Here is a 20965-nt window from a genome sequence, read left to right on the forward strand (position 1 = left end):
ATTGGTTACATATGCGTGCGCTTCATGACCAAGGCCCGTCCGCCTCGGCCGGTGCCGGCGCTGCCGTGCGCCCCTTTTCGGTGCTCCTCGTCGAGGACGATCGCGGCGACGCGATTCTGGTCGAGGAGTTGATCGCCGATGCCGCCGTCGAAATCGATGTCTCGTGGGCGGCCTCGATGGAGGACGCCGAACGGCAGTTGGACACCTCTCGGCCGGATTGTGTGCTGCTTGATTTGAACCTGCCCGACGCGAACGGCATCAAGGCCCTCGACCGGATCACCAGGCGCGACATCACTTTGCCGATCGTGGTGTTGACGGGGCTCAACGATGAGCACTTCGGCATCTCCGCCGTCGCCGCCGGCGCTCAGGACTACCTCGTCAAGGGCCGAGTCGAACCCGAGACGCTCCGCCGCGCGCTGCTCTACGCGGTGGAACGCAAACGCGCCGAGCTCACCTCGGTCGAACTGCACGCCAGCGAGCTGCGCGCCATGGAGAACGCCCGCCTCGAGCGTGGGCTGCTGCCGTCTCCGCTGCTACTTGACTCGCCCGGCGTCGACATCGTCGCCGAGTACCGGCCCAGCAGACAGCATGCGCTGCTCGGCGGTGACTTCTACGACTTCGTGCAGACGCCGGACCGCACCGTGCACGTCATGGTCGGCGACGTGGCCGGGCACGGCCCCGACGAGGCCGCGCTGGGCGTAACGCTGCGCATCGGCTGGCGCGCTCTGACGTTCGCCGGGTTGCGCGGCAACGAACGCATGCGACAACTCGAACGGATTCTGAGCACCGAACGGCCGGGTTCGAGCATCTTCGCGACGGTGATCAGCGTCGCGATGTCGACCGACAGCCTCAGCTTCAACGTGGTGTCGGCAGGCCATCCCGGCATGCTGCTGCACGGTCCAGACACCGTGGAGTGGCTGGAGCCGAAGGTCGGTCCCGCCCTCGGCCTCTATGGCCACGAGTGGCCGCTGAACGTCCTCGAGCTGCCGCCGGGGTACGGCCTGGTGTTGCTGACCGACGGGCTGTTCGAGGGACGCTCCGGTGAGGGCACCCAACGCCTCGGCGAGAAGGGCCTGCTCGAAGTCGCGCGCGGCTATGCGCATCTGCCCGGCGCCGAGTTCGTCAGCGCGCTGATCGACGATGTGGAGCGTCGGGCGCAGTCAGTGGGCGGCATCAGCGACGACATCGCTGTCGTGCGGGTGGAGCGGACGACGACCGGATGAGATCACGCCTCACCGTCCAGGGCTGGCAGAACCTGGTGTTGTCGATGATGGGTGTGGTGGTGATCGCCGGTGCGATCGCCGGTGCCCTGCTGCTGAACCGGACCGACGACGTCTCGCGTGAGCTCAACCTCGGCATCCAACCCGCCCGCGTTGCGGCGTACCAGCTGCAGGCCGCTCTCCGTGACCAGGAGACCGCGATTCGCGGATACGCCATCGCCGCCGACCGCCAGTTCCTCGAACCGTATTACGCCGGCCAGGAGGCCGAGCGTGCCGCCGCGCAGCAGGTCCGCGACGGAATCGGCCACCGGCCCGAGTTGCTCGCCGACCTCGAAGCGATCGAAGAGGCCGCTGCCGCGTGGCGCTCGACGTTCGCGGACCCGGTTCTCGCGTCGGTGACGCCGGGGTCCCCGAAGGTTCTGGACGCCGAGACGGCCGCGCGCGGCAATGCCGAATTCGACAGCCTACGAGCGTTGTTCGAAGCCCAGAACCGCGATCTGACCCAGGCCCGGCAGGACGCCGTCGATGAGCTCGCCCGGGTGCAAACCTGGCGGAACAGCGTGCTCATCACGGTTGTGGCGACATTCTTCTTGGCCGCGATCGCGTTGGCGGTGCTGGTGCGTAGCGCCGTCACCCGGCCGCTGGAAGCGCTCGCCGCGGCCTGCCGCAAGATCACCGAAGGCAGCTTCGGCGAGAAGATCACGGTGGGGGGTCCGCGCGACATTCAGTCCATCGCCGCGGACGTCGAGGACATGCGGCAGCACATCGTCGACGAACTCGAAGCGGCGCGGCAGGCGCGGACCCAGCTGGCCGACCAGGCCCTCGAACTGCAGCGATCCAATGCCGAACTCGAGCAGTTCGCCTATGTCGCGTCGCATGACCTGCAGGAGCCGCTGCGCAAGGTGGCGTCGTTCTGTCAACTGCTGGAGAAGCGCTACGGCGACAAGTTGGACGAGCGCGGCGTCGAGTACATCCGGTTCGCCGTCGACGGCGCCAAGCGGATGCAGGTGCTGATCAACGATCTGCTGACGTTCTCCCGCGTCGGAAGGCTTCATTCGGTGCACGACGACGTCGACCTCTCAGCCGTGTTGGACGACGCGATGGACAACCTGGCCACCACGATCGAGGAGGCCGGCGCCGAGGTGGTGGTCCACAACGGACGGCCGCTACCTTCGGTCAAGGGTGACCCGACCCTGCTGACGATGCTCTGGCAGAACCTGATCGGTAACGCGGTGAAGTTCCGCAGACCGGGCGTCGTACCGCGGATCGTCATCGACTGCGCGACGGGTGAGGACGCGCAGGACGGGTCGTGGGTGTTCACCGTCACCGACAATGGCATCGGGATCCCCGACGAGTTCACGGAGAAGGTCTTCGTGATCTTTCAGCGCCTGCACGGCCGCGAGTCGTCGTACTCCGGCACGGGTATAGGGCTTGCGCTGTGCCGCAAGATCGTCGAGTACCACGGCGGCAGCATCTGGATCGACACCACCTACACGGACGGCACCAGGTTCCGTTTCACCATTCCCTGCGTCGTCGACGAGCCCGTCGAGGCCGATATGGAAGGATCAACCGCATGACATTGGACGGTCGAGCGATCGACGTTCTGCTGATCGAGGACGATCCGGGAGATGAGCTGATCACCCGGGAAGCCTTCGAGCACAACAAGATCAAGAACACGCTGCACGTCGCCCACGATGGCGAGGAGGGGCTCGACTTCCTCTACCAACGCGGCCAGTTCGCCGACGCGCCGCGCCCCGATCTGATCCTGCTCGATCTGAACCTGCCGAAGTACGACGGCAGGCAGCTGCTGGAGACCATCAAGTCCGACGCGGACCTGAGCCTCATCCCGGTGGTGGTACTCACGACATCGTCGGCGGAGGAAGATATTCTGCGCAGCTACAAGCTGCACGCCAACGCCTACGTCACCAAACCGGTTGACCTCGACCAGTTCATGAACGCCGTTCGGCAGATCGACGAGTTCTTCGTTCAGGTGGTTCGGCTGCCCCAGTCGTGACGCCCGTCGGTGACCTCGAAGTCGATCCGCACGGTGGTGCCGCTCGCTGAACCCGCGACGTCCACCCCGTCGCCGACGGCCCGGATGATCGGCAGCCCGCGACCGCGCGTGGTCGGTTCGGTGCTCGGTGTTCGCCACGCACCGTGATCGGAGACGCAGACGATGATCCGCTCGTCCTCGACGGTCGCGTCGATGACGATCACGCCGTCGTCGCAATCCCGATAGGCATGTTCGACGCAGTTGGTGGCCGCCTCATTGACCGCCAGCACGACATCGGCGACGACGGGATCGGGGACTCCGATCGGGGTCATCCAGTCGAGCAGTCGGTGGCGGATCTGTGCCAATCGATCCGCGGTGGCCGGTACCTCGATACGCAACGGGTCTGCCGGCCGCAGGCGCACGTCGATCACCACGCCCGTGTTGTACCCCGCTTGGCCCGATTCCTCACGCATGCCACGCATATGCGATCGATCTCGAAACGGTAGCGAGGCCTAGATCACACCTCGCGCACCGTCGAGACGGCGATCACGGGGCCTCGCCGCCGGCGCCTTTCGAGCGCCTCAGCCGTAGAACATCACGCGGTAGTCCGGGGTCCAGGCACCTTCGAGGCAGCTCAGCGGAACGCCGTCCGGCGACTGCGCCACCCCGGTCGCGTCACCGCAGGGCAGCCGATTGGTCCGGATGCCGACCAGCGGTGGTGATGCGATCCATCGGCTGCGCGAGTTGCATGCGAGGGTGTTGCCCGACGCGTCGATCCCGAAGTTGTAGCGGGTGTTCTGCACGCAGTGCGTGCCCTCCACCGCAGTCCGGTCGATATACGGGACGCAATCCGCGCCGTCGCAGTAACCCGGGGACGCCGGCGCATTCGCGGCGGTGAACATCGGCGCGGCGACGAACCCGCACGCCAGCGCAGCTGCAGCCATGAGCCTCATGGGGTTAGCGTATGTGCCCCGCACCGGCGGCGGGCACGGAATAGGCTCATATGCCATGAAGCGCGTCATCGTTGCTTTGGCCGCCGCCGCTGCCGGTGCCGGCGCTCTCGTCTGCGCCCCGCCGGCCGGCGCCGACGTCGTCGCCTATCTGGTCAACGTGCACGTGCGACCCGGCTACAACTTCCCGAACGCGGACGCGGCCATCGGCTACGGAAACAGCATCTGCGACCGGGTCGCAGCCAAGATGGGTTACGCCCAACTCGTCGATCAGGTGAAGGCCGACTTCCGCACCGCCGACTATTACCAGGGCGCCTACCTGATCAACCAGGCCGTCAACGAGCTGTGTCCGGCGCAGATCTGGCAGCTGCGGCAGTCGGCGGCCGGCTACACCGGATGACGAACGGCGGCGCCCCGGTCCGGGACGCCGCCGCCTTTCGTGCACGCTTTATCTACGGGCAGCTGACCTCGATCTCGAACGGCTTGTTGACCGGCTGCAGCGGGTTCGCCATGTCGACGCCCGTCGCGGTGCCGCTGATCTTGTAGGTGTTGCCGTCCTTCTCCACCTTGGCGTCGCCCTGGCCCGTACCGCTTTGGTAGCCCAGCGTCACGCCGTTGACGTTGCCCAGGCCGACGGACTGCACGGTGGGCTCGTCGCCGGAGCTGACCACCGCGCCGATGCCGGTGGTCGCGTCACCGATCGCGATATTGGTGTTGCCGCCGACCGAACTGCACACGACCGTGCCCGTTACGGCCTGATCCTGGCCGTCGATCGTGACGGTGGTCTTGCCTTCCGCTGCTGCGGCCGTTGACGTCTCACCCGTCGTCTCTGACTTCTTGTCGTCGGAAGAACAGCCGGACAGTCCGGCGATGACGAGAGCCGCGCCGCCTACCGCGACCAGGAAACCACGCTTCACCACAGTTCTCCTTTTGTTGTCGTGACCCGTCAAGATCGGATCATCTAGAGCAGTATGGTTCGCGGCACCCCTGCGAACAGCGGTTTCGCGGAAAAATTGATCTTGCCCCCGTTAGCAGGACACCCGGATGTGGAATGGGCCGGAAGTGCGAAAGCTCGGCGAGTCGGTCTTGAAGCCGTGGGCGGTGCCCGAGATGTCGTAGGTCCGGCCGGTCATCTGAACCTCAGCGGCCTCAGCTCCCGCGCCGCCCGCCCCGGCGTTGTAACTACCGGTGAAGCCGCCGACGTTGTTGATGCTGACCGACTCCGCGGCCAGTTCGTCTTCGGCCGACACCATCGCCGTGACCCCGGACGTCTGATCGCCGGTGGTGATGGTGGTGAGCCACCCCGTCGTGTCGCACTGCACTGTCTCGGTGACGCCGGCGTCGTGGCCGTTGACCGTCACCTGCGCCGTGCCCGCGACGAGTTGGCCGGCCGGCGGTTGGTAGTCCGGCGGATCCGACGAGCATCCGGCCATCACCAGCACGGTCGCGGCTGCGCAGCACGTGGGGAACCACCGGTTTCTCACAGTGCAGAATCTACGGCGTGGCCGTGCCGAATTCTCCCGCTCCGCAAGAGTCGTCGGCACCGTCGTTCAGCGTGGTGACCGAATTGCCCGGACGCTTCGGCCGCACGGGCGTCATCCGCACCCCGCACGGCGAGATCCACACCCCGGCGTTCATTCCGGTGGGCACCCAGGCGACCGTCAAGGCGGTGCTTCCCGAGATGATGAAAGAACTTGGTGCCCAGGCGATCCTGGCCAATGCCTACCACCTCTATCTGCAGCCCGGCGCGGACATCGTCGACGAGGCCGGCGGGGTGGGCGCGTTCATGAACTGGTCGGGGCCGACGTTCACCGACAGCGGCGGGTTCCAGGTGCTGTCGCTGGGCGCCGGGTTCCGCAAGGTGCTGGCGATGGATACCGAACGCGTGCAGGCCGACGACATCATCGCCGAGGGCAAGGAGCGGTTGGCCAACGTCGACGACGACGGGGTGACGTTCCGGTCGCATCTCGACGGCTCGACCCACCGGTTCACCCCCGAAGTGTCGATCGGCATCCAGCATCAACTCGGCGCCGACATCATCTTCGCGTTCGACGAACTGACCACGCTGGTCAACACCCGCGGCTACCAGGAGCGGTCGGTGCAGCGCACCCACGAGTGGGCGGTGCGCTGCCTGGCCGAACATGAGCGGCTGTCGACCCTTCGCCCGGACAGGCCGCGGCAGGCGCTGTTCGGTGTGGTGCAGGGCGCGCAGTACGAAGACCTGCGCCGGCAGGCGACCCGCGGGCTGGTGTCGATCGGGTTCGACGGCTACGGCATCGGCGGGGCACTGGAGAAGCAGAACCTGGCCACCATCGTCGGCTGGGTCTGCGAGGAACTGCCCGTCGACAAGCCGCGCCATCTGTTGGGCATCAGCGAGCCCGACGACCTGTTCGACGCGGTGGCCGCCGGCGCCGACACGTTCGACTGCGTATCGCCGTCGCGCGTCGCGCGCAACGCCGCGCTCTACTCGGCCACCGGCCGCTTCAACATCACCAACGCACGGTTCCGGCGCGACTTCACACCGATCGACGCGGACTGCGACTGCTACACCTGCGCCCACTACACCAGGGCTTATCTGCATCACCTGTTCAAGGCCAAGGAGATCCTCTCGGCGACGCTGTGCACCATCCACAACGAGCGGTTCGTGGTGCGCCTCGTCGACCGGATGCGCGCGGCGATCGACGCGGGCGAGTTCGAGGAGCTGCGCGCCGACGTGCTGGGCCGGTACTACTCGACGCGCACGCGGTAGTTTCACGCCATGCCAACCGAGCTCACCGCCGAGCAGGCCGCCGCGCGGCTCGCGACCGACGACGCCCTGGGGATACCGCTCGGACCCGGCCAGCCGCCGGCGGTCCTGCGGGCGCTCGGTGAGCGCGAGGACTGGACGGATCTGGGGGTGTACGGCGCGTTGCTCGCGGTCGGTACGGAGCTGTTCGCCCGTCCGGGCGTCCATTACCTGTCGGGGTTCTTCGGTCCGCTCGAGCGGGCCCTGCGGGACGCGGGTGCCAATGTCGAGTTCGCACCCGCGGACTTCCGCCGGTTCGGGCCGCTGCTCGAGCAACAGTCGCCGCGCGTGATGACGACCGTCGCCGCCCCGCCCGACGCCGACGGGTGGTGCTCGTTGTCCCTGCACGCGGGCGGCACGGTCAACGAATTGCGCCGTGCCGGAAGCGATCCCGAGCGGCTGCTGATCGTCGAGGTGTCAACCGCCTACCCGCGGACATTCGGGCTCGATGACCACCGGCACGCGCTGCACGTCGACGAGATCGACATCCTCGTGCAATCGACCGATGCGCCGCTTGCACTACCGGGCGGTGACGCGGCGCCCACCGAGGCCGACACGGCGATCGCGCGCCACGCGGTCGAGTTCATCACCTCCGGTGCGACCCTGCAGACCGGTATCGGTTCGATTCCCAGCCAGATCGCGACCCTGCTGGCCGAGGGCGACGGTGGCGAATACGGTTTGCACAGCGAGATGTTCACCGACGGCTGCATGAAACTGCATCGCGCGGGCAAGGTCACCAACACCGGCAAGGGCATCTACGACGGTGTCAGCGTGACGACGTTCGCATTCGGGTCGGCGGAACTGTACGCCTGGCTCGACGGCAACCGCGACGTCGCATTCCTGCCCGTGGAGATCGTCAACGCGCCCGGTGTGATCGGGGCCAACAACGACATGGTGTCGATCAACGGTGCGCTCGCGATCGACATTCAGGGCCAGGTCGTCGCCGACACGATCGGCGGCAACCAGTTCAGCGGAGTCGGCGGCGCCGAGGACTTCGTCGCCGGTGCAGGTCTCGAGCTGTCGGACCGCTCGCTGATCTGCCTGCCTTCGACGTTCGAGAAGGACGGCGAACCGCAGTCGCGGATCGTGCCGTGGTTCGGTCCGGGCGCGGTGATCACGACACCGCGACACCACGTCGACGTGATCGTCACCGAGTACGGCGCTGCCGAATTGGAGGGCAAGACGGTCCGCGAACGCGGTGAGGCGCTCGCCGCGATCGCACATCCGCTGTTCCGCGACGACCTGCTTGCGGCTGCCGAGCGCGCTGCGAAGGGCCGCTCACCCGTCATTTAGTCGGCGCGAGTGACCCCTAAACCCCGCGAGCGACCGCGCTTGTACAACGACGCGCCGCCGATGGCGGTGCAAACACGGTCGCTCGCGCCGGTCAAGTGACCGGGTAGATCCATGGCCGGCGGGGCAGTTCGGCCGGGTCGAAATCGGCCAGCATGCCCTCGAGGTCGCGGGCCTGCCAGCCCAACGACGCGCTGATCTGCGCGAGCGCGCGCTGGACGCCGATCTCGGCGAGGGTCACGGCGCCGTCGCGCTTGGCCAGCCGGGCGCCGTCCTCGTTGAGCACCAGCGCGACGTGGGCGTACGTCGGCTCCGGAAATCCGAGCATCCGCGCCAGGTACGCCTGGCGCGGCGAGGAAGGTAGGAGGTCGTCGCCGCGCACCACCTGGTCGATGCCCTGTGCCGCGTCGTCGACGACGACCGCGAGGTTGTACGCGGGCACGCCATCGCCCCGGCGGACCACGAAATCGTCGACGATGCCGGTGTAGTCGCCGTGCAACAGGTCGTGGATGGTGTGCACGATCGCGTCGGTGCGCAGCCGTAACGCGGGCGCCCGTCCGATCTCGTCCCGGCGCGCCGCGCGCTCGGCGTCGGTGAGGTCGCGGCAGGTTCCCGGGTAGGCGCCCTGGGGTGCATGCGGTGCCCGCGGCGCTTGCGCGATATCCCTTCGGCTGCAATAGCATTCGTACAGCAGTCCGCGGCTCGTCAGCTCCTCGATCGCCGAGGAGTAGCGGTCGGGCTGCTCGGACTGCCACTCGACGGCGTCCCACGTCAACCCGATCGCGGCGAGGTCGGCGAGTTGCCGCCGGCCGATCTCGGTCGAGGTGCGGTCGTCGAGGTCGTCGACGCGGATCAGGAACCGGCGGCCGGAGGACCGGGCGAACAACCACGCGAGGACCGCGGTGCGCAGGTTGCCGATGTGCAGGTCGGCAGAGGGGCTCGGGGCGAACCTGCCAGCGCTCACCACCGAAATCTAGCCATTCGGCGCATGCCGTCGATCAACGGCGCCTGCCGCGAGGCGATCCGGGGTACTCGCCTGAAGCGCTGGTACTTTGCTCGTGCACCGAGAAACACGGCCCTCCGCCGGCGCTCGCCGTGCCTAGGCGTCCCGGGGGCCGTGCCCGACGGACGCGAGGAGGCACGCGCGTGCACCCCGAAGGCTCCAGCAACCCGCAGCACGAGCCCGAGCAGGAGTCGCCGCCGGGCCAGGTGAAAAAAGCCATCGCGGCGTCGGCCGTCGGCAACTTCACCGAGTGGTTCGACTACGGCCTCTACGCCTACGGCGTCTCCTACATCTCCGCGGCCATCTTTCCGGGCGACGGAGCCACGGCGACGCTGCTGGCGCTGATGACGTTCGCCGTCTCGTTCCTGGTCCGGCCGCTCGGCGGATTCGTCTGGGGGCCGCTCGGCGACCGACTCGGTCGACGGCGGGTCCTCGCCATCACGATCCTGGTGATGGCCGGCGCAACGCTGTGCGTCGGGCTCGTTCCCAGCTATGCCGTGATCGGGCTCTGGGCCCCCGCGCTCATGGTGATCTTGCGGATGATCCAGGGCTTCTCCACCGGTGGAGAGTACGGCGGGGCCGCGACCTTCATGGCGGAATACGCGCCGACCCGTCGTCGGGGAATGCTCGGCAGTTTCCTCGAATTCGGCACCTTGTCGGGCTTCTCGGTGGGCGCGCTGTTCATGCTCGGATTCTCGCTGGTGCTCACCGACGACCAGATGAACGTATGGGGCTGGCGGCTGCCGTTTCTGCTCGCCGCGCCGCTCGGCCTGATCGGGCTGTATCTGCGCACCAGACTGGACGAGACGCCGGTGTTCAAGGAGTTGGCGAAGTCGGGCGAACGAGAGCGCGACGTCGGCGGCGAGTTCAAGGATCTCCTGGTCCAATACTGGGGCCCGATCCTGCGGCTGGGCGGTCTGGTCGTCGCGCTCAACGTCGTCAACTACACGCTGCTCACCTACATGCCCACCTATCTGGAGCAGTCGATCGGCCTGTCCACCGACATGTCGTTGGTCGTCCCGATCATCGGCATGCTCTCGATGATGGTGTTCCTGCCGTTCGCCGGCCTGGCGTCGGACAGGATCGGGCGCAAGCCGATCTGGTGGGTCTCCCTTATCGGGCTGTTCGTCGCGGGTATCCCGATGTTCATGCTGATGTCGACCGGCGCGGTCGGAGCCGTCATCGGCTTCGCCGTGCTGGGGTTGCTCTACGTTCCGCAGCTGGCGACGATCTCGGCCACCTTCCCGGCGATGTTCCCGACGCAGGTGCGCTATGCCGGTTTCGCGATCGCGTACAACGTGTCGACCGCGATCTTCGGTGGTACCGCGCCGGCGGTCAACGACTGGCTGGTCAACGCGACGGGCCACAACCTCGTGCCGGCGTACTACATGATGGCCGCCTGCGTCGTCGGCGCGATCGCACTGCTCAAAATGCCGGAGACCGCGCGGTGCCCGATCAACGGCACCGAGATACCCGGCACGCCCGAAGCGCCGCCGCAGTTGGATTACGAGCTCGAGGGCAGCCGCGGCTGACTACAGCGGCTGCAAGCTGATCGGGTTCTCGTGCCGGCTCGCGTTGGGATCGTTGCAGGCCCCGGGTTTCGACGTGTAGGTGGCGGTGCCCGCCAGGCTGGCGGGGTCGAACGCGTACGACAGATCCCCCGGCCCGGTACTACCGTCGGGACACGTCCAGCCGTTCGGGACGTCGTGGCGCTCGACGATCCACGGCCCGTCGGCCGCCCGGCTGATATGGGCGATCATGCCTGTGGAACTCGACACCGTCCCGGCGCAAAAGCCTTCGGGGTTGCATTGCGTGGTGATCGCCCACGTGTTGGACGTTGCGCCGTTGACGAATCGGTAGTTGCCCTCGAGGCGTCCGTCCGCCCATGCGGGGCTTGCCAATCCGATCGCGACGCCGGCGATTGCGGCCGCTGCTGCCGTCGCGCGTGTGAGCATCATGCAGGCAGCATCACACGTTCGGGACGCGAAGATACGCCTTCCGACGAAAGTACTTCCTCAGCCCAGCCCGGGGACGATGTCACCGAGCTTGAAGGTGACAGGTTGCTCGAGTTGTTCGTAGGTGCACGACCGAGGGTCCCGGTCGGGCCGCCAGCGATTGAATTGTGCGGTGTGGCGGAATCTTTCGCCTTCCATGTGGTCGTAGCGCACCTCGACGACCAGTTCGGGTCGCAGCGGGACGAACGACAGGTCCTTGCCGGCGTTCCAGCGTGAACCCTCGTTGCGGCGGGGCGTGCGGTCGCCGGCCATGTGTGCGGCCCAGTTCCATGGGTGATCGGCGAATGTCGTTACCAGCGGCTGTAATTCGGTGAACAGCTCGCGGCGCCGGGCCATCGGGAAAGCGCCGATGACGCCGACGGATGCGAGCGTTCCATCGTCCTTGTACAGCCCGAGCAGCAGCGAACCGATCGCATCCTCGCCGGACTTGTGCACCCGGTAGCCGGCGACCACACAGTCGGCGGTGCGTTCGTGCTTGATCTTGAACATCACTCGCTTGTCCGGCTGATAGGTCAGTTCCAACGGCTTGGCGATGATGCCGTCGAGGCCCGCGCCCTCGAACTCGTCGAACCAGCGCTCGGCGGTGGCCAGGTCGGTGGTCGCCGGGGTGACGTGGAACGACGGCCCGGCGTCGGTGAGCGCGTCGATGAGCGCGGCGCGCCGCTCGCTGAACGGCCGGCCGGTGTAGTCGTCATCGCCGAGCGCGAGCAGGTCGAACGCGATGAACGATGCCGGGATCTGCTCGGCAAGCATGCGCACCCGGCTGGCGGCGGGATGCAGGCGTAGCTGAAGCGCCTCGAAATCCAGGCCGCGGTCGGTAGCGATGATGATCTCGCCGTCGATGACGCAGCGATCGGGTAGTTCAGCCTTGGCTGCGTCGACGACCTCGGGGAAGTAGCGGGTCATCGGACGCTCGTTGCGACTGCCCAACTCGACCTCGTCGCCGTCACGAAAGCAGATGGTCCGGAAGCCATCCCATTTCGGTTCGTAGGAGGCGTCGGCGGGAATCGACGTGACCGGTTTGGCCAGCATCGGCGACACCGGAGGCATCACGGGCAGGTGCATCCCGCCATTGTCGCAGCGAGCCCTGCGGCAGCGTAATCCCTTGTGCCACAGTGGTTTCATCAGTCACAAACAGAGCCGAGTTGTCAGTGGTTCGAACTAGCGTTCGGGTATGTCGTTCGAACGGATCGGTGAGCGGATCGCGGTGATGAGCCGCGAGTTGACCGGGTTGCTGGCCGAGTCGTTCGAGTCGTTGAGCACCGCCGAGCAGTTCGCGGTGGCCGCGCAGTGGGAGACGTTCACCCGCGCGCAGGCCGCGGTGGGGCACCGGTTGGTCGCCGAGCTCGAGCGCACGCCGATCGCCGAGTTGGGTGCGCCTAGCGTGGCCTCGGCATTGACCGTGTTGTTGCGGATCTCGAAGACCGATGCGAACCGTCGGGTGCGACAGGCGCGCGAGTTGGCGCCGCGGCGGGCGATGACCGGGGAGCAGTTGGAGCCGGTGCTGGCCCGGACTGCTGCTGCGCAGGCGCGCGGGCAGATCGGTGTCGAGCATGTGCGCATCATTGGGAAGTTCTTCGCCAAGCAGATACCGGTGTCGGTGCCCTTTGACGTGCGCGAGGCCGCCGAAGCGCAGCTGGCCGATATCGCTGCCAAGCTCACCCCGGAGGAGTTGCGCGAGGCCTGTGAGCGTCTGGCCGCCTATCTGCATCCGGACGGGGATTTCTCCGACGAGGAGCGCGCGCGTCAGCGCTGGCTGCGGTTGGGGCGCCAGCGCGCCGATGGGATGCGCGAAGTGCGCGGGTTGCTCGATCCGACGACCGGCGCGGCGTTGGAAGCCGTTCTCGCCAATGCGGCCGCGCCGGGGATGAACAACCCCGCCGACGAGAAGCCGTGTGTGGACGGCGAACCCTCACCCGAAGCGGTGTCGTCCGATACGCGGACGGTCGGGCAGCGCAATCATGATGCGTTGAGTGCGATGTGCCGGGCGTTGTTGGCGTCGGGGACGCTGGGTAGCCATAACGGGTTGCCGGCCACGATGGTCATCACCACCACGCTGCGGGAGTTGCAATCCGGAACCGGTCACGGCGTCACCGGCGGGGGCAGCTTGGTGCCGATGAGTGAGGTGATCCGTCAAGCCTCGGCGGCCTATCACTATCTGGCGGTCTTCGACGAGCACACTGAAGAACCGCTGTATCTGGGGCGGGCCAAACGCCTGGCCACCCCCGGACAACGGCTGGTGCTCTACGCCAAAGACCGCGGCTGTACCCGGCCGGGATGTACTGCGCCGGCCTATCACTGCCAGGTGCATCACGCGGTCGCGGACTGGGCTGATGACGGTAAGACAGATATCACCGATCTGACGTTGGCCTGTGGGCCCGACAATCGGCGGGTCAAACCCGGCGGGTGGCGCACCCGAAAACGCAAAGACGGCCGCACCGAATGGCTGCCCCCACCACAACTGGACACCGGCCAAGCCCGCGTCAACAACTTCCACCACCCCCAGCGCTACCTCATCCCCGACGACGGAGACGACGAGACTGCCGACGGAGACGCCGAGTAGACGCGAATGGCTCCGAGGCATCTTGAAAGTGAGCCATTTGGCGGCTGCTGGTGCCCCGATGACTTAGCCCGGTTTGGCGGGTCTACCTGAGTATGGACAGCGGGCATGTTGCAGTGCATCGGGCGCCGGAACGGATCGCGAACGGATGGACGACACCATGACGAAGCAGGAAGGTCCCGGCATTCCGTCACCATCGATGCAGCAGGACGAAATCGCGCTGCCGGAAATCGTCTCGCATGACGAATGGCAGGCCGCCCGTGAAGATCTGTTGGAAGAAGAGAAGGCGTTGATGAAGGCGCGGGATCGCCTCGCTGCAAAGCGTCGGCGGCTACCCATGACCCCCGTGCGCAACGACTACCGCTTCGTCGGGCCTGACGGCGAAGTCGACCTCCTGGGCTTGTTCGCCGGGCGGCGTCAGCTGATCGTCTACCGCTTCTTCTATGCCCCTGATGTTGAGAACTGGCCGGACGGGGCGTGCTCGGGCTGCTCGCTTTTCGCCGACACCGTGATCCATCCAGCGCACCTGGCTGCCCGTGACACGAGTCTGGTGTTTGTCACCGCGGCCCCGCAGGAGCGCATCAGAGGGCTTCAAGCGCGGATGGGTTGGGAGCAGATTCCCTTCTTCACCCTTGTCGGCGACGAGTTCTCTCAGGACTTCGGTGTCGCGGAGATGTTCGGGCTCAACGTCTTCATCCGCGACCGCGATCGCGTCTTCCGCACCTATTTCATCAACGGGCGCGGCATCGAGGAGATCGGTCCGGTCTGGTCGTTCCTCGACATCACACCGCTCGGCCGACAAGAAGATTGGCAGGATGTCCCGCCAGGCAGACCGCAGGGTCCCCCGTATGAATGGTGGCGCCTGCACGACAACTACGGCGACATAGTCTCCGGCGGCAATGACCGCCGATGACATTGCCCGGTGTCGTCGGTCTCAATTGCCGTGGACGCAATAATGGGCCGGGTGGACCTTCCGGTACTGCCGCCGCTCGAACCGATGCTGGCCAAGGCCCAGGCCAAGGTGCCACCCGAAGCGGGCGTGTGGTCCTTCGAGCCCAAGTGGGACGGCTTCCGCGCGCTGGTGTTCCGCGACGGCGACAAGGTGGTGCTGCTGTCCCGCAGCGGTAAGGACCTGGGCCGCTACTTTCCCGAGGTCCTCGAGTCGGTGCGCGAGGAACTGGCGACGCGCTGTGTGCTCGACGGTGAGATCGTCGTGCCTCGCGAGATCGGCGGCCGCATCCGGCTGGACTGGGAGTCGCTGAGTCAGCGTATCCACCCCGCCGGCAGCCGGATCAAGATGCTGTCCGAGCAGACGCCGGCCCACTTCATCGGTTTCGATGCGCTTGCCACCGGCGACACGGCGCTGATGAAGGAACCTTTCCGGGTCCGCCGCGAGGCGCTGCTCGATGCGGTGACCGATCGGCTAGCTGTTCGGGAGTCACAGTGTCACGTCACCCGCACCACCGAGGATCCCGAACTCGGCGCCCGATGGTTGGAGGAGTTCGAGGGCGCCGGGCTCGACGGTGTGATCGCCAAGCGCCTCGACGGTCCATACCTGCCGGGCAAGCGGGAGATGGTGAAGGTCAAGCACGCCCGCGACGCCGACTGCGTGGCGATCGGGTACCGCATCCACAAGAGCGGCGAGGGCATCGGGTCGATACTGCTGGGCCTGTATCGCGACGACGGCGAACTGCAGATGGTCGGTGGCGCGGCCTCTTTCACCGCGAAGGACCGGCTCAAGCTGCTCGCCGAACTGGAGCCGCTGCGTGAGGGCGACGAGATGCGTGAAGGGGATCCCAGCCGGTGGAACTCGGCCGCCGACAAGCGGTGGATTCCGATCCGGCCGGAGAAGGTGTGCGAGGTGGCCTACGACCAGATGGAAGGCAACACCGTGGACGGAGCCGGGTCGCCGGCGACATCAGGACCCGGCCGGCGTTTCCGGCATGCGGTGAAGTTCCGGCGCTGGCGGCCGGACCGGGATCCCAAGAGCTGCACCTTCGACCAGCTCGAGGTACCGCTGAACTACGACCTGTACGACGTTCTGGAGTCCTGAAATGGCAACGGCTGCTGAGGAAATCGACGTCGACGGCGTCCAGGTCCGGCTGACCAATCGCGACAAGCCCTACTTCCCGAAACTCGGCAAGGCGGGCACCAAGGGCAAGCTCTTCGAGTATTACCTGTCGGTGGCTGACCGGATGGTGATGCTGTTACGAGACCGGCCCACGCATCTGCAGCGTTTCCCCGACGGCATCGACGGCGAGGAGATCTACCAGAAGCGGGTGCCGCAGAAGCATCCCGACTACCTGCAGACGTGCCAGGTCACCTTCCCGTCCGGCCGCACCGCCGATGCGCTCAAGGTGACCCACCCATCAGCGATCGCATGGGCGGCACAGATGGGCACGATCACGCTGCACCCGTGGCAGGTGCGGTGCCCGGACACCGAGCATCCCGATGAGCTGCGCATCGACCTGGACCCGCAGCCCGGGACGGATTTCGGTGACGCCAGTTCGGTCGCGGTGGACGTGCTCAAACCGCTGCTCGACGAGTTGGGTCTGGTCGGCTATCCGAAGACCTCGGGCGGCCGAGGCGTACATGTCTTCCTGCGAATCAGAACCGACTGGGACTTCATCGCGGTGCGTCGTGCAGGCATCGCGCTGGCCCGCGAGGTCGAGCGCCGTGCACCCGATGCGGTCACCACTTCGTGGTGGAAGGAAGAGCGGGGTACGCGCATCTTCATCGACTACAACCAGAACGCCAGGGACCGCACGTTCGCCTCGGCGTATTCGGCGCGCAAGACTTCGATCGCCACCGTGTCGACACCTTTGACGTGGGACGAATTGCGCACCGCCGAGCCCGATGACTTCACGATCTCGACGGTGCCGGATTTCGTTGCGGGACGGCCCGATCCGTGGGCCGACATCGACAGCGATGCGCAATCGCTCGAACCACTGTTGAAGATGGTGAAAGCCGACGAGGAGCGGGGACTGGGTGACCTGCCGTATCCGCCGAACTACCCGAAGATGCCCGGCGAGCCGCCGCGCGTGCAGCCCAGCAAGAAGGTCGCATCCAACTGGGACGCCGACGGTAACCCGGTGAAACCCGACTGACGAAAACGCGCCATCGGCCGCGATGTGCTCTTAGCATCGACAAATCGCCAGCAGATGGTCATCAATTCACATCGCCATACGGGTCTGCGTAGCCGGCCTGACGGCGGTCGCTGTATTGAGCGCGCCGGTCGGCATCCCCTCCGCGGGGGCTCAATCCTGTCCCGACATCGAGGTGGTGTTTGCGCGCGGGACGGGTGACCCGCCCGGTGTGGGCGGCGTGGGACAGGCGTTCATCGACTCGTTGCGCTCGAAAGTGGGCGGCCGATCGGTCGGCCAGTACGCGGTCAACTACGCCGCCACCATGAACTTCCTGCGAGCCGCCGAGGGCGCCGCAGACGCGAACGGTCACGTCGGATACATGACCGCGAACTGCCCGGCCACCCGGTTGGTGCTCGGCGGCTTCTCGCAGGGCGCGGCCGTCATCGACCTGATGCTCGGCGTGACTCCCGGTCTGGGAGCCATCCCCGGATTGGGTGCGATACCGGGCCTGGAGGCCGTGCCCGGCCTGGATCTCGGCGCCGTTGCCGCGCCGCTGCCTCCGCAAGCCGCCGACCATGTGGCCGCCGTCGCGGTGTTCGGCAACCCACTGGCCAAGGTCGTCGGCCCGCTGAACGCGCTCAGCCCGGTCTACGGCGGCAGGACCATCGACTTGTGCAACGCCAACGACCCGATCTGCGGCGAGGGCGATATGGACAACCGGGCCGCGCACCATCAGTACGTACCCGGAATGACCGATCAGGCAGCAACTTTCGTCGCCGGTCTCCTCTAGTCTCCGGTGCGCTGGACGCGTGATTCGAAATCGCTGTTGAAGGGGCAACCGCCCGTGACGGTGTAGTGCCCGCGTCCGGTGAGCAGGGTGATCGGATCTTGCGGCGGCTGCGGCAGCGGGTAGCTCAGGCTGATTTCGCGGTGAGCGGGCGCACCGTTCTTGCACTGGGAGTCCGTCGAGGTGTTGGTCAGCGTCCACTGGTTCTGTTCGAACGCCAGGACTTTGACGTCGTTGGGGTTCAACCAGTAACTCAGGCACCGCTGACCGCTGCGCAGGCAGTACGTCTGGATGTCGAAACTCACTTCGGCGCTACGGTTTCCGTCGACATACGTGTCGACTTCCTGATAGCGGCCGTGCAAGGACTGCGCTGGGGACGCGACGCGCGCCGGCTGACTTGCCGGGTCGGCGACCGACGCGCCGGCCTCGGGGTCACCGGTGCGGGTAAAGGTCACCGGCTGGTTACTCGCGCAGCTTCCGCTGGTCGACCGGAGGACGAATTCGCCCTCCAGGCTTCCGTCGGGCTGAGACTGCAGCGAGAAGACCTCCCAGAGTTCGACCGGCTCGGCGCCCTGGCACGTGCCCTGTTTCGCGTTGACGGCCTCCCAACGGCCGTCGATCTCGTCGAGCACCAGAGTCGACGTTGTTGTGCGTGAACCGTTGACCTTTGTCGCCGACGCGACACACCCGCCGTCGCGGCACGCCGATCGGATCACCCATTTCTCGTTGCCGCCCTGCGCGTTCTGATAGGGCTCGCCGTTGGGCTTTGTCGGCGAGCCGAATTCGACGGCGAACGTCCCGTCGAGAGGTGCATCCGGCGACTGTGCGACGGGTCGGTCGGCGCCGTCGTCGCTGATCACGGTGAGGATGGTGGCCGCGGCGGCGATGATCAGAATCACGCTGATGGGCACGACGATCGCGGTCCGTCGCCACCAGGGCAGCGACCCGTCTTCGTCGGGTGTCCGGTCCGAAGGGCCGCCGGGAGGCGGCGTTTCGGCCTGGCTGACCGAATCGGCAGGCGGCGCCTGAGTCGCCGCGTAAGCCTGTTCGTCATGCGCAGCAGGCGCGGCATGGGTTGGCGCCCACGCTTTCTTCACATGTTCGGGTGGCCCGGCCTGTGTGGGGGCCGCGGGTGCATCGGCCTGCTGCTCCTGCGGACGAGCTTGGGTCGCCGCCCAGGCTTGCCCCGCCTGAGCCGTACTGGCAGCTGCGGTGGGCGCGGACGGGGCGGGTCCTGCGGCTGTCGGCGCTGAATGTGGTTGTGCCGGTTGGGTGGAGACGGCGGGATCGGTGATGGCCTTGCTTGCCGCTTGGGCCAGTTCGACGGTCGTTCCGTAGCGTTCCTCAGGGTCTTTTGCCATACCGGCCGCGATCACGGCATCCAACTCCGGCGTCACCTCCGGCCGCGAGATCGACGGTCGCGGTGGCGGAGTCGTCAGGTGACCCGCGATCTGCTGTTCGACGCTGTTGCCGGGGAAGGGGCGGCTGGACGTGAGGCACTCATACAACACGCACGTCAACGCATAGACGTCCGCGCGGGTGTCGGTTTGGCCGGTGGTGAACCGCTCGGGCGCCATGTATGGCCATGTGCCGACCACGTTGCCGGTGGCGGTCAACTTGGTGTCGCCCGTCGCACGTGCAATCCCGAAATCGATCAGATACGAGAAATCATCTTCGGCGACGAGGATGTTCGAGGGTTTGACGTCGCGATGCACGAGCCCGATTCGATGCGCAGCATGGAGCGCCGAGGCAATCTGGGCGATGATCTTCACCGCCCGTTCCGGCTCCAATGGGCCGCGGGCAAGCAGATGTTCGAGATCCTGGCCATCGATCAGCCGCATGTCGACATACAGGCGACCTTCGATCTCGCCGAAGTTGTGAATCGGCACCACGTGGGGATTGGTCAGCCCTGCGGCCGCGAAAGCCTCGTGCCGGAAGCGCTGTTCGAACACCGGGTCGGCGGCGAGATGCGCCGGCAGCACCTTCACCGCGACCACACGCTGTGTGGCCGTGTCGAATGCCTTCCAGACCTCGCCCATGCCGCCGCGGCCCAACAACTCGACCAACCGGTATCGGCCGAACGGCGCTCCGTCCACTACGCCTCCCGCGGACAGCTGCGTACCAGCGGATTCACAGTCATCACCATAAGCCGGTCGGGGGCTGCTCGTTCGCTCTTGGAAGGGTTGCTCTACCTGTACACCCACCGCTCAGGCGCCGTGGAAATGCCACGCGCCGCGGGCCAGGTCCGGCGCGCATGGTTCGCATTTGCACCAAAATTTGCTGTTTTTGCAGTTTTCGGAATGCTCGCAACTTTCGGCTGAAACAATTCGACGATCTGACCACTCGGGGGTCACCAGGTCAAAGGGGACAGTCGATGAACTCGTCACACCAACCCAAGCCGCGCTCGTCGATCGTTGTCGTGTTGGCCGCCGCTTTTGCCCTTGTCTGCGCGTCGGCGGCGCCGACGGCGCAGGCGTTCCAGATCCAGAACCATGACCGCATCACCCGCGACGCACTGGCGCCGCTGGGAGTCGACGAAGCCACCATGGGCCAGATCCTCGTCGGCCCACCGCCGGGCGCCGGCGTGGTAGGCAGCGACGCATTCTTCGCCGACGAGTTCCGCCACATCGACAACGCAAAGGACCCCGCCGACATCTGCGCCAGAACCCAGGAAGCGTGGAACTTCTTCACTCCGCTCATCCTCAACGGCGCGCAGCCCGCCGGTCCCGGTGGCAGCGACCTCGTCGACGGGCCCGGAGCCCGCGCCGCATTCGGCGGCCTGGCCCACGCTCTGCAGGACTTCTACTCCCATTCGAACTGGGTCGAGGACAACATCGCCGTCGGCCAGCTCGATCGGATGCCGCCACCGCTGATGCCGACATGCGATCCGGCGAGCCTGCCTCCCGGGCTGCACACCGGGTTCTACGCCTTCGGAGGCGACCACCACGACCCGCTCGGCGGCTGCCCGCCCGGTGGTCCGCCGCCCGGCTTCGTCGAGTGCCACTCGACGCTGAACAAGGACTCGTGGGACACCCCCCGCGGCATGATGCTCGTGCCCGGCACCAATCCGCCGATCAACAACTACGACCTGGCTGCACGGCTGGCGACGAAGGCCACCGCCGACCTGTACTGGCAGATCCGCAACCTCGTCGTCAGCGATGCCGGAGAGTGCGCCGCCGCCAACCTCTTCCAGGTCGAGCGACGTCAAGCCTGCTGGTGAGAAGAGGTTGACGTGCCTGGCGCAGTCAGTATCCCGCGCGTCCGCCACCTAGCGGC

The 20965-nt window shown here is 66.7% G+C and carries 21 protein-coding genes; 13 read left to right on the forward strand and 8 right to left on the reverse strand.

Annotated features, from left to right (window positions below; translation table 11 throughout):
• The first annotated feature begins 11 nt into the window (after positions 1-11).
• Genes AU185_RS09250 through AU185_RS09260 form a run of 3 tightly spaced genes read left to right on the forward strand, consistent with a single transcriptional unit; the run spans position 12 to position 3234 of the window.
• Positions 12-1223: a PP2C family protein-serine/threonine phosphatase gene (locus AU185_RS09250; protein ID WP_172800119.1), complete on the forward strand. Its 1212-nt coding sequence runs from the start codon at positions 12-14 to the stop codon at positions 1221-1223.
• Complete coding sequence (locus AU185_RS09255; protein WP_059101814.1) at positions 1220-2797, forward strand: sensor histidine kinase; 1578 nt, start codon at positions 1220-1222, stop codon at positions 2795-2797. The genes AU185_RS09250 and AU185_RS09255 overlap by 4 nt, the downstream gene beginning before the upstream one ends.
• Positions 2794-3234, forward strand: coding sequence for a response regulator (locus tag AU185_RS09260; protein ID WP_059101813.1), 441 nt, complete (start codon positions 2794-2796; stop codon positions 3232-3234). Before AU185_RS09255 ends, AU185_RS09260 begins: the two co-directional genes overlap by 4 nt.
• On the opposite strand, the gene AU185_RS09265 is transcribed toward AU185_RS09260, so the two are convergent.
• Positions 3207-3686 (reverse strand): ATP-binding protein, encoded by a 480-nt coding sequence (locus AU185_RS09265; RefSeq protein WP_156425454.1) that lies wholly within the window; start codon positions 3684-3686, stop codon positions 3207-3209. The genes AU185_RS09260 and AU185_RS09265 overlap by 28 nt on opposite strands.
• 108 nt (positions 3687-3794) lie before the next feature.
• Positions 3795-4166, reverse strand: a complete 372-nt coding sequence (locus tag AU185_RS09270) for a hypothetical protein (RefSeq protein ID WP_059101812.1) — start codon at positions 4164-4166, stop codon at positions 3795-3797.
• A 55-nt stretch (positions 4167-4221) separates the two neighbouring features.
• Between AU185_RS09270 and AU185_RS09275 the strand changes: the two genes are divergently transcribed.
• Positions 4222-4563: a DUF732 domain-containing protein gene (locus tag AU185_RS09275; protein WP_059101811.1), complete on the forward strand. Its 342-nt coding sequence runs from the start codon at positions 4222-4224 to the stop codon at positions 4561-4563.
• A 52-nt stretch (positions 4564-4615) separates the two neighbouring features.
• On the opposite strand, the gene AU185_RS09280 is transcribed toward AU185_RS09275, so the two are convergent.
• Together AU185_RS09280 and AU185_RS09285 are read right to left on the reverse strand one after the other, a co-directional pair.
• Positions 4616-5080: a lipoprotein LpqH gene (locus tag AU185_RS09280; protein ID WP_059101870.1), complete on the reverse strand. Its 465-nt coding sequence runs from the start codon at positions 5078-5080 to the stop codon at positions 4616-4618.
• A gap of 111 nt (positions 5081-5191) precedes the next feature.
• Positions 5192-5647: a lipoprotein LpqH gene (locus AU185_RS09285; protein WP_059101810.1), complete on the reverse strand. Its 456-nt coding sequence runs from the start codon at positions 5645-5647 to the stop codon at positions 5192-5194.
• A 17-nt stretch (positions 5648-5664) separates the two neighbouring features.
• On the opposite strand from AU185_RS09285, the gene tgt reads away from it, so the two are divergent.
• Both tgt and AU185_RS09295 read left to right on the forward strand, forming a co-directional pair.
• On the forward strand, positions 5665-6912 hold the full coding sequence (gene tgt / locus AU185_RS09290) for a tRNA guanosine(34) transglycosylase Tgt (RefSeq protein ID WP_082683809.1): 1248 nt from the start codon (positions 5665-5667) through the stop codon (positions 6910-6912).
• Between the two features lie 9 nt (positions 6913-6921).
• On the forward strand, positions 6922-8241 hold the full coding sequence (locus AU185_RS09295) for an acetyl-CoA hydrolase/transferase family protein (protein ID WP_059101809.1): 1320 nt from the start codon (positions 6922-6924) through the stop codon (positions 8239-8241).
• A 91-nt stretch (positions 8242-8332) separates the two neighbouring features.
• On the opposite strand, the gene gluQRS is transcribed toward AU185_RS09295, so the two are convergent.
• Entirely contained in the window at positions 8333-9202 is an 870-nt protein-coding gene (gene gluQRS / locus AU185_RS09300) for a tRNA glutamyl-Q(34) synthetase GluQRS (RefSeq protein ID WP_082683813.1), read from the reverse strand.
• A gap of 182 nt (positions 9203-9384) precedes the next feature.
• Here gluQRS and AU185_RS09305 point away from each other — a divergent pair, with 182 nt between their 5' ends.
• On the forward strand, positions 9385-10773 hold the full coding sequence (locus AU185_RS09305; protein ID WP_059101807.1) for an MFS transporter: 1389 nt from the start codon (positions 9385-9387) through the stop codon (positions 10771-10773).
• On the opposite strand, the gene AU185_RS09310 is transcribed toward AU185_RS09305, so the two are convergent.
• Entirely contained in the window at positions 10774-11199 is a 426-nt protein-coding gene (locus AU185_RS09310; RefSeq protein WP_059101806.1) for a hypothetical protein, read from the reverse strand. It abuts the gene before it with no gap.
• 57 nt (positions 11200-11256) lie between these two features.
• Positions 11257-12321 carry an ATP-dependent DNA ligase gene (locus AU185_RS09315; protein ID WP_059101805.1) on the reverse strand — a complete coding sequence of 355 codons (1065 nt, stop codon included), beginning with the start codon at positions 12319-12321 and terminating at the stop codon, positions 11257-11259.
• 109 nt (positions 12322-12430) lie between these two features.
• Here AU185_RS09315 and AU185_RS09320 point away from each other — a divergent pair, with 109 nt between their 5' ends.
• The 5 genes from AU185_RS09320 (at position 12431) to AU185_RS09340 (ending at position 17692) form a co-directional block, all read left to right on the forward strand.
• Positions 12431-13819: an HNH endonuclease signature motif containing protein gene (locus AU185_RS09320; RefSeq protein WP_059101804.1), complete on the forward strand. Its 1389-nt coding sequence runs from the start codon at positions 12431-12433 to the stop codon at positions 13817-13819.
• A gap of 145 nt (positions 13820-13964) precedes the next feature.
• Complete coding sequence (locus AU185_RS09325; RefSeq protein WP_231740443.1) at positions 13965-14729, forward strand: DUF899 domain-containing protein; 765 nt, start codon at positions 13965-13967, stop codon at positions 14727-14729.
• Between the two features lie 42 nt (positions 14730-14771).
• The gene (locus AU185_RS09330) at positions 14772-15869 is read left to right on the forward strand and encodes an ATP-dependent DNA ligase (protein WP_059101803.1); all 1098 of its coding nucleotides are present in this window, start codon (positions 14772-14774) and stop codon (positions 15867-15869) included.
• A 1-nt stretch (position 15870) separates the two neighbouring features.
• Positions 15871-16923: a non-homologous end-joining DNA ligase gene (gene ligD / locus AU185_RS09335; RefSeq protein ID WP_059101802.1), complete on the forward strand. Its 1053-nt coding sequence runs from the start codon at positions 15871-15873 to the stop codon at positions 16921-16923.
• A 115-nt stretch (positions 16924-17038) separates the two neighbouring features.
• On the forward strand, positions 17039-17692 hold the full coding sequence (locus tag AU185_RS09340; protein WP_286131834.1) for a cutinase family protein: 654 nt from the start codon (positions 17039-17041) through the stop codon (positions 17690-17692).
• On the opposite strand, the gene AU185_RS09345 is transcribed toward AU185_RS09340, so the two are convergent.
• Positions 17689-19785, reverse strand: a complete 2097-nt coding sequence (locus tag AU185_RS09345; protein ID WP_059101800.1) for a serine/threonine-protein kinase — start codon at positions 19783-19785, stop codon at positions 17689-17691. The two genes, AU185_RS09340 and AU185_RS09345, sit on opposite strands and share 4 nt — an antisense overlap.
• Before the next feature lie 278 nt (positions 19786-20063).
• On the opposite strand from AU185_RS09345, the gene AU185_RS09350 reads away from it, so the two are divergent.
• A complete protein-coding gene (locus AU185_RS09350) occupies positions 20064-20909 on the forward strand; it encodes a hypothetical protein (RefSeq protein WP_059101799.1) in 846 nt (281 codons plus the stop codon).
• Positions 20910-20965 lie beyond the last annotated feature (56 nt).

This window comes from Mycobacterium sp. GA-0227b (assembly GCF_001499855.1).
In the GTDB taxonomy this organism is placed as follows: Bacteria; Actinomycetota; Actinomycetes; order Mycobacteriales; family Mycobacteriaceae; genus Mycobacterium.